Raw genomic sequence first — 7733 nt, 5'->3', positions numbered from 1 at the left:
CAGCCCGTTGGGTATCAGTCAGTGACAGCGGCGGAATCTTCGGACCCGGACGACTCATACCGAACCAACGACGAATCTCCGACTCAGGTCACTAGAGCGCCGCCGCCAGCTCGGTGCCCTGCTTGATCGCGCGCTTGGCGTCCAGTTCGGCGGCCACGTCGGCGCCGCCGATGAGGTGCACGCTGCGTCCGGCGGCGAGCAGTTCCTCGTACAGGCCCCGGCGCGGCTCCTGCCCGGTGCAGAGCACGATGGTGTCGACCTCCAGGACGGTGGACTCCTCACCGACGGTGATGTGCAGTCCCGCGTCGTCGATTCGGTCGTAGCGCACGCCCGGGACCATGGTCACCCCGCGGTGCTTGAGCTCGGTGCGGTGGATCCAGCCGGTGGTCTTGCCGAGGCCGGCGCCGACCTTGGTGGTCTTGCGCTGGAGCAGGTGGACGGTGCGCGGCGGGGCGGGCCGCTCTGGGGCGGCGAGGCCGCCGGGCGCACGGTAGTCGGTGTCGACGCCCCAGTGGCGGAAGTACGTCGCCGGGTCCTCGCTCGCCTTGTCGCCGACGTCGGTCAGGTACTCGGCGACGTCGAAGCCGATGCCGCCCGCGCCGAGGATGGCGACCCGGTCGCCGACGGGGGCGCCGTCGCGCAGGACGTCCAGGTAGCCGAGCACGCGGGGGTGGTCGACGCCGGGGATGTCGGGGGTGCGGGGGGTGACGCCGGTGGCGACGACGACCTCGTCGTAGCCGGAGAGGTCGGTGGCGGTGACGGGCGTGTCGAGTCGTACGGCCACGCCGTGGGCGTCGAGCTGGTGGCGGAAGTAGCGCAGGGTCTCGTCGAACTCCTGCTTGCCGGGGACCTTGCGGGCGACGTTGAGCTGGCCGCCGATCTCGCTCGCGGCGTCGAAGAGCGTGACGTCGTGGCCGCGTTCGGCCGCGCTCACGGAGCAGGCGAGGCCCGCGGGGCCCGCGCCGACGACCGCGACGCGCTTGCGCAGCCGGGTCGGGGAGAGGACCAGCTCCGTCTCGTGGCAGGCGCGCGGGTTGACCAGGCAGGAGGTGATCCGGCCGCTGAAGGTGTGGTCGAGGCAGGCCTGGTTGCAGCCGATGCAGGTGTTGATGGCGTCGGGGGTGCCGGCGGCGGCCTTGTTGACGAAGTCGGGGTCGGCGAGCATCGGGCGGGCCATCGACACCATGTCCGCACAGCCCTCGGCGAGCAACTCCTCGGCGACTTCGGGGGTGTTGATGCGGTTGGTCGTGACGAGCGGGACGGACACCGCGCCCATGAGCCGCTTGGTGACCCAGGTGTAGGCGCCGCGCGGCACGGAGGTCGCGATGGTGGGGATGCGGGCCTCGTGCCAGCCGATGCCGGTGTTGATGATCGTCGCCCCGGCGGCCTCGACGGCCTTCGCGAGGGTGACGACCTCCTCCAGCGAGGAGCCGCCGGGCACCAGGTCCAGCATGGACAGCCGGTAGATGACGATGAAGTCCTCGCCGACCGCCTCGCGCACCCGCCGGACGATCTCGACGGGGAAGCGCATGCGGTTCTCGTACGTTCCGCCCCAGCGGTCGGTGCGGTGGTTGGTCTGCGCGGCGATGAACTCGTTGATGAGGTAGCCCTCGGAGCCCATGATCTCCACGCCGTCGTAGCCGGCCTGCCGGGCGAGTCGGGCGGCGCGGGCATAGTCGTCGATGGTGCGCTCGACGTCGGCGTCGGTGAGCTCGCGGGGCACGAAGGGGCTGATGGGGGCCTGGATCGGGCTCGGGGCGACCAGGTCGCGGTGGTAGGCGTAGCGGCCGAAGTGGAGGATCTGCATCGCGATGCGGCCGCCCTCGCGGTGCACGGCGTCAGTGATCTGCCGGTGCTGCTCGGCCTCCGCGTCGGTGGTGAGCTTGGCGCCGCCCTCGCCCGGGCGCCCCTCGTCGTTGGGGGCGATGCCGCCGGTGACGATCAGTCCCACTCCCCCGCGGGCCCGGGCGGCGTAGAACTCCGCCATCCGCTCGAAGCCGCGTTCGGCCTCTTCCAGGCCTACGTGCATCGAGCCCATCAGGACGCGGTTGGGCAGCGTGGTGAAGCCCAGCTCGAGCGGGCTCAGCAGGTGGGGGTAGCGGCTCATGGGGCCCTCCGTGCGGTGTGCGTGCCCTCTTTTTGTAGAGGACCCGCACACGGTTGTGCAACTAGTTGCACTAAGTTTTTTGCAACTAGTTGCACAACGGCCGGTGGGGCCGGGTTGTCAGCGGCTCGCCAACCGGATGTGCAACTCCCTCTCCTGGTCGCCGGAGGCCGTGGTCAGGTCCTCCACCGAGAACAGGTCGTCCAGGGTGGTGCGGAACCGCTCAATGGCCCAGTAGCCGCCCTGTACGTCCGCGGTGACGGAGGCATGCAGGTGGGCGGGGCGGGCTCCCTCGTGCGCGTCGGACACGTCGAACGTGCCGAGCCACACCATGGGTCGCGTCTCGTGCAGTTGCTCCGGTACGTCCTCGGCGCACCGGTCGGACGAGAAGCACGCGCACAGGGTGTCGAACACGACCCGCGCGTCCTCCTTGGTGCAATCGCTGATCGCGACGGAGACGGATTCCTCGTGCGGACGGTCGCTGTCCATTTCGTGAACGCTCCTCTCATGGCGGGACTGCGGTACCGCGAGTTCCCCGCGAAACCGCACTCCACCCCGGGAAACTTGGGGAAACCCCGGGAAAGTGCCACCTTCCAGGAGAGCATCGTCGACGGCGCCGCACACGCCGGGCGGCGCCGCCCGCGCCTCAGCCCCGCGTGAAGCGGTACGTCTTGCTGTCCGTCAGGACGCAGAAGCCGGGCGAGACGACGATCACGCGCAGCGCCCCCGTGCGGCGGTCGTAGTCGATGCCCTCCGCCTCGAAGGTGCCCGAGCAGGAGCTGCGCAGGGGCAGCTGGCGCAGCGCGGTGACATGGCCGGCCACGTCCGACGTGCCGTTCGGCGCGGCCGACAGGTCGACCTGGAGCAGCGGCTTGGTGATGCCGAACAGGGTGCCCGCGGGGTCGTCGGAGGAGCACAGCAGCCGGGTCGCGTCGACGAAGTCGCAGCCCTGCACGTCCCGCACGGCGTGGTCGAGGCGGACGGTGGAGACCTGCGGCAGGTCCGCCGACGGCGAGGTGCCCGGATTCACGCCCGGGGTCGGGAAGACCAGCAGCCGGCTCATGGTGCCCCATTCGCCGGCCAGCATCCACTGTCCGTCCGGCGACACCGCGACCCACGAGTTGTTCAGCGCCTCTCCCGGGCCCAGCGTGTGGACGTACTCGGACCAGCCGCCGCCCGGTGCCTGCACCCGGAACATCTTGGTGGTCCCCGAGTCCCGCTGGTACGGCTCGACGTAGTGGCCGTCGTAGGAGGCGTCGGGGTCGCCGACGTGGTTCCAGCCGCGGGTGCTGACGCCGAGGGGGACGGTGCCGATGCCCGTGTACCGGTTGGCGCTGCCGGCGGGGACCTCGACCGACGTCAGGCCCTGGCTCTCGGTGAGCGGGTCGGCGCGGTCCGAACCGACCTCGGTCCAGGTGTCGGCCGCGGCGGCGGGCGGGGCGGCCGACAGCACGGCGGCGGTGGCGAGGGCGACCAGGCCGGTCAGGATCAGATGACAGCGGTGCCGCGCGGCGCGCAGGGGCATGAACCGACTCCTCGGTTGGGGGGGTGGGAGGTGATCGGCGGACAGTCTGGCGCCCCAAGATGGTCATGTACAGACCAAAGAAGAAAACGCGGGGTGTCGACGGGACGCCGGGCACCCTCTCGGGGGATGGTGGAGTCCGGGGGTGTTTTTGAAAGTCCCGCCCAGCACCCCCTGGCCCGTCGGCGTGGGAGATGAGGTTGAGCGCGGTGCAACGTGGGGAGTCGGCACGGGGAACTGGCGTGCCTCGCGGACGGCGGAGGCGATGCGTGCGATGAGTACAGCCGGGTCGCCGGTGTCCGAGGGCGGTGCACCGGATCGCGGGCCCGTGCGGCCGAGCGGGTTGCTCGACCTGCTGAACGTGGCCTCGGTGCTGCTGGACGCCCAGGGGCACATCGTGCTGTGGAGCCCGCAGGCCGAGGAGTTGTTCGGTTACCCGGCCGAGGAGGCGCTCGGCCGGTACGCGGCCGACGTCATGGTCCACGAGCAGCACCACGACCTCGCCGTCAAACTGTTCGCCGACGTCATGGCCACCGGCGAGGGCTGGGCGGGCGCCTTCCCCATCCGCCGCAAGGACGGCAGCACGCGCCTGGTGGAGTTCCGCAACCAGCGGCTCCTGGACGGACAGGGGCAGGTCTACGCGCTGGGGCTCGCGACCGACCGCTCGACCCTGCGGCGGCTGGAGCGTGACGTCGCGCTGTCGACGCGGATGATCGACCAGTCGCCGATCGGGCTCGCCGTCCTGGACACCGACCTGCGGTACGTCTCCGTCAACCCGGCCCTGGAGGACATCAACGGCCTCCCGGCCGACGAGCACGTGGGCCGCACACCCCGGGAGCTGCTGCCGCTGCTGGACGTGGACACCTTCGAGTCGGGGGCGGACGAGGTGCTGCGCACCGGTCGGCCGCTCGTCGACCTGTCCGTCGTCGGCCGCACCCCGGCCGATCCGGACGAGGACCACGCCTGGTCGCTCTCGCTCTACCGCCTGGAGGACACGGCGGGCACCGTGCTGGGGGTGGCCGCGTCCATCGTGGACGTCACCGACCAGCACCGGGCGGGCGTCGAGGCCGAGGCCGCACGGCGGCGCCTGGCGGTGATCGCCGACGCCTCCGCCCGCATCGGCACCACGCTGGACCTGGACCGCACCGCCCGCGAACTGGTCGACGTGGCCGTGCCCGAGCTCGCCGACATCGCCGCCGTGGACCTGCTCGACGCGGTCGTCGGCGGCCGGCGCAGCGGGCTCGGCCCCGCCGAACCGGCGGTGATCCGCGCGCTCGCCGTCCAGGCGGACCGCTCGCCGGACGGGCTCGAGGCGGCCGACCCGCCCGGGCAGGTGGCCCGCTACGGGCCCGACCGGCTGGTCACGCAGTGCGTGCGCACGGGACGGCCCGTCCTGGTGGAGCGGGTGACGGACGAGGACCTGGCGCGCATCGCCCGTTCACCGGAGGCGGCCGGGCTCCTGGCGCGCGCGGGCGTCCACTCGTACCTCGCCGTGCCGCTGATCGCGCGGGGCGAGGTGCTCGGCGCCCTCGACCTCAAACGGGCCGGGAATCCCCTGCCGTTCGGCCGGGACGACCTGCTGCTGGCCAAGGAACTGGCCGCCCGCGCGGCCGTGCAGATAGACAACGCCCGCTGGTACCAGAACGCCCGCGACACCGCCCTCACCCTGCAGCGCAGCCTGCTGCCGAGCCACCCCTCGGTGACGGGTGGCCTCGAGGTCGCCTCCCGCTACCAGCCCGCGGGGGCCACCACCGAGGTCGGCGGCGACTGGTTCGACGTGATCCCGCTGGAGGGCGGCAAGACCGCGCTCGTCGTCGGTGACGTGATGGGCAGCGGCATCAGTGCCGCCGCCACGATGGGCCGGCTGCGCACCGCCACCAACACGCTCGCCTCCCTCGACCTCGACCCCGCCGTCCTCCTCGAACACCTCGACCGGATCACCCAGAGCCTCGACCACTCCATCGCCACCTGCCTCTACGCCGTCCACGACCCCGGACTCCGGCGGTGCAGGATCGCCAACGCCGGGCACCTGCCGCCGGCCCGGATCCGGACGGGCCGTTCGCCGGAGCTGCTCGACCTGCCCACCGGAGTGCCGCTCGGCGTGGGCGGCGTGGCGTTCTCCACCACCACCGTCGACTTCGCGCCCGGCGACCAACTCGTGCTGTACACCGACGGTCTGGTCGAGACCCGCAGGCACTCCCTGGACGAGCGCCTGGACCAGTTGCTGACGCTGCTCGACGACCCCGCGCGGCCGTTGGAGGACGTCTGCGACCTGCTGCTGCGCACGCTGCACCATCCCGACAACCACGATGACGTGGCCCTGCTGATCGCTCGGGCGCGCACGTAGATTCACAGGTTTTCATTACCGGTTGTTTACCGAAGGCATTCCACAATCACAGCAGGGTGGGCACCTCGATCGAAGGAGTGAGCCGTGACGCAGGATCATGATCGGGAGATCACCGAGGGCGGCGCACCGGGCGAGTGGGAGGTCCTCGCGGGCCCCGGCGGACCGGAGCGGGAGCGCTCGTCCCCGCGTGAGCTGTGGCAGCGCCGGTCCGTCCGCGCGCGGACGGTGATCGCGGCCACGGCCGTCGCCGTCCTGGCGGTGGGCGGCACCGTCGCCTACGCCGCGAGCTCGGGCGGTGCGGACGGCGGAGCCGCACCGGCGGCCGCGTCCGCCTCGGCGTCGCACTCCCCCGAAACGCCCCGTGGCCACCCCGGTGGCCACCCCGGTGGCGGCCCTTGGGCAGCGCTCGGCGGCGACGCCGTGCACGGCGAGGCGACCGTGAAGGACCGCGACACCGGCGAGTGGGTCGTACGGATCTGGCAGCGGGGCACTCTCGAGAAGGTGGACGGCGACCAGGTCACCGTCAAGAGCGACGACGGCACCTCGTGGACGTGGAAGGTGAGCAAGGGCGTCACGGACCGGCGCGACGGCACGTCGGACTCGGTGAAGATGGGCGAGACCGCCCTCCTCGTCGGCGAGCGCGACGACGACGGCACCCGCACCGCCGTCCGCGTCCGCGCGGGCTCCGACGACAAGGGCCCGGGCGGCTGGCGTGGCAAGCGGGGGCACGGGCCGTGGGGCCACAGCGACCGCACCCCCTCCCCGCAGCCGTCGGACAGGTCGGACAGCGGCGCGACGACCTGATGACGCCTGTGACAGCTAGGGCCTGGTGCCGATCACGACGTGGGCGTACAGCTCCTCGGACATCGTCAGTTCGGTGGTCAGGCCGGCGCGGGTGAAGGCGTCGAGAGCTCCCGGCGCCTGACGCTCGCTCGTCTCGACCAGCAGCACTCCCCCGGGTGCCAGCCACCGCGGAGCCCCGGCGGCGACCCGGCGCAGCACGTCGAGCCCGTCGGCGCCGCCGTCGAGGGCGGTCAGCGGCTCGTGATCGCGGGCCTCCGAGGGAAGCAGGGCGACCTCGCCGCTCGGGACGTACGGCACGTTGGCGGCGAGAATGTCGATCCGTCCCCGCAGTCGGCCGGGAAGCGCCTCGAACAGGTCACCTGTGTGCACCCGGCCCCCCTGACCGGCGACGTTGCGCCGGGCGCAGCGCACAGCGGCCGGGTCGATGTCGGCGGCGTGCAGCTCGACCGGGCCGAGAGCGGCGGCGAGGGCCGCGCCGACCGCGCCGGAGCCGCAGCACAGGTCGACGACGACGCGGGCGTGGGGCGCGCGGGCGAGGGCCTGGTCGACGAGGAACTCGGTGCGACGGCGGGGCACGAAGACACCTGGTTCCACTTGGACACGCAGCCCGTGGAACTCGGCCCACCCGACGACGTGTTCAAGGGGCAGGCCCGCCGCCCGGCGCTCCACCATGGCGGTGAGCTCGTCCGGCGTACGGGCGGTGGTGAGGATCAACTCGGCCTCGTCCTCGGCGAAGACGCAGCCCGCGGCACGCAGCGCGGCCACGACGGAGTCACAGGACGGGGCGGGGGTAAGTGGAGGCATGGAAAGCCGAGAGCCTTTCGAGAGCCGAAGGGCGCTCTCGCGGTCGCCTACGGGCGGCGGTCCACGCCACCTCGAGGTGAGAGCACCCGACCTGACACAGCGGTAATGGGTCCCACCTCCTCGACTCCGCACGGCTGGGTCCGTCCACAGCC

General features: G+C 72.3%; 6 protein-coding genes. 2 read left to right on the top strand and 4 right to left on the bottom strand.

Annotation, left to right across the window (positions count from 1 at the left end; translation table 11 throughout):
• Positions 1-91: 91 nt before the first annotated feature.
• The 3 genes from ACGFNV_RS39465 to ACGFNV_RS39455 form a co-directional block, all read right to left on the bottom strand.
• Positions 92-2107, bottom strand: coding sequence for an FAD-dependent oxidoreductase (locus ACGFNV_RS39465; protein ID WP_393629517.1), 2016 nt, complete (start codon positions 2105-2107; stop codon positions 92-94).
• Positions 2108-2224: 117 nt separating this feature from the next.
• Entirely contained in the window at positions 2225-2593 is a 369-nt protein-coding gene (locus tag ACGFNV_RS39460) for a hypothetical protein (protein WP_393629516.1), read from the bottom strand.
• 157 nt (positions 2594-2750) lie between these two features.
• The gene (locus tag ACGFNV_RS39455; RefSeq protein ID WP_393629515.1) at positions 2751-3629 is read right to left on the bottom strand and encodes a hypothetical protein; all 879 of its coding nucleotides are present in this window, start codon (positions 3627-3629) and stop codon (positions 2751-2753) included.
• A 271-nt stretch (positions 3630-3900) separates the two neighbouring features.
• On the opposite strand from ACGFNV_RS39455, the gene ACGFNV_RS39450 reads away from it, so the two are divergent.
• Positions 3901-5973 carry a SpoIIE family protein phosphatase gene (locus ACGFNV_RS39450; protein ID WP_393629513.1) on the top strand — a complete coding sequence of 691 codons (2073 nt, stop codon included), beginning with the start codon at positions 3901-3903 and terminating at the stop codon, positions 5971-5973.
• An 84-nt stretch (positions 5974-6057) separates the two neighbouring features.
• A complete protein-coding gene (locus tag ACGFNV_RS39445) occupies positions 6058-6777 on the top strand; it encodes a hypothetical protein (RefSeq protein ID WP_393629511.1) in 720 nt (239 codons plus the stop codon).
• Between the two features lie 15 nt (positions 6778-6792).
• On the opposite strand, the gene ACGFNV_RS39440 is transcribed toward ACGFNV_RS39445, so the two are convergent.
• Positions 6793-7581, bottom strand: coding sequence for a putative protein N(5)-glutamine methyltransferase (locus tag ACGFNV_RS39440; protein WP_393629510.1), 789 nt, complete (start codon positions 7579-7581; stop codon positions 6793-6795).
• Between the last annotated feature and the right edge of the window lie 152 nt (positions 7582-7733).

Origin of the sequence: Streptomyces sp. NPDC048751 (assembly GCF_043198595.1) — a bacterium.
In the GTDB taxonomy this organism is placed as follows: Bacteria; Actinomycetota; Actinomycetes; order Streptomycetales; family Streptomycetaceae; genus Streptomyces.
The sequence above is the reverse complement of the archived record's forward strand: the minus strand, read 5'-3'. Positions and strand labels throughout refer to the sequence as shown.

Bases quoted from the DNA above. Each gene is read 5' to 3' on its own strand.
- ACGFNV_RS39460 (WP_393629516.1), bottom strand. From the start codon at position 2,593: ATGGACAGCGACCGTCCGCACGAGGAATCCGTCTCCGTCGCGATCAGC.
- ACGFNV_RS39450 (WP_393629513.1), top strand. From the start codon at position 3,901: ATGAGTACAGCCGGGTCGCCGGTGTCCGAGGGCGGTGCACCGGATCGC.
- ACGFNV_RS39455 (WP_393629515.1), bottom strand. From the start codon at position 3,629: ATGCCCCTGCGCGCCGCGCGGCACCGCTGTCATCTGATCCTGACCGGC.
- ACGFNV_RS39465 (WP_393629517.1), bottom strand. From the start codon at position 2,107: ATGAGCCGCTACCCCCACCTGCTGAGCCCGCTCGAGCTGGGCTTCACC.
- ACGFNV_RS39440 (WP_393629510.1), bottom strand. From the start codon at position 7,581: ATGCCTCCACTTACCCCCGCCCCGTCCTGTGACTCCGTCGTGGCCGCG.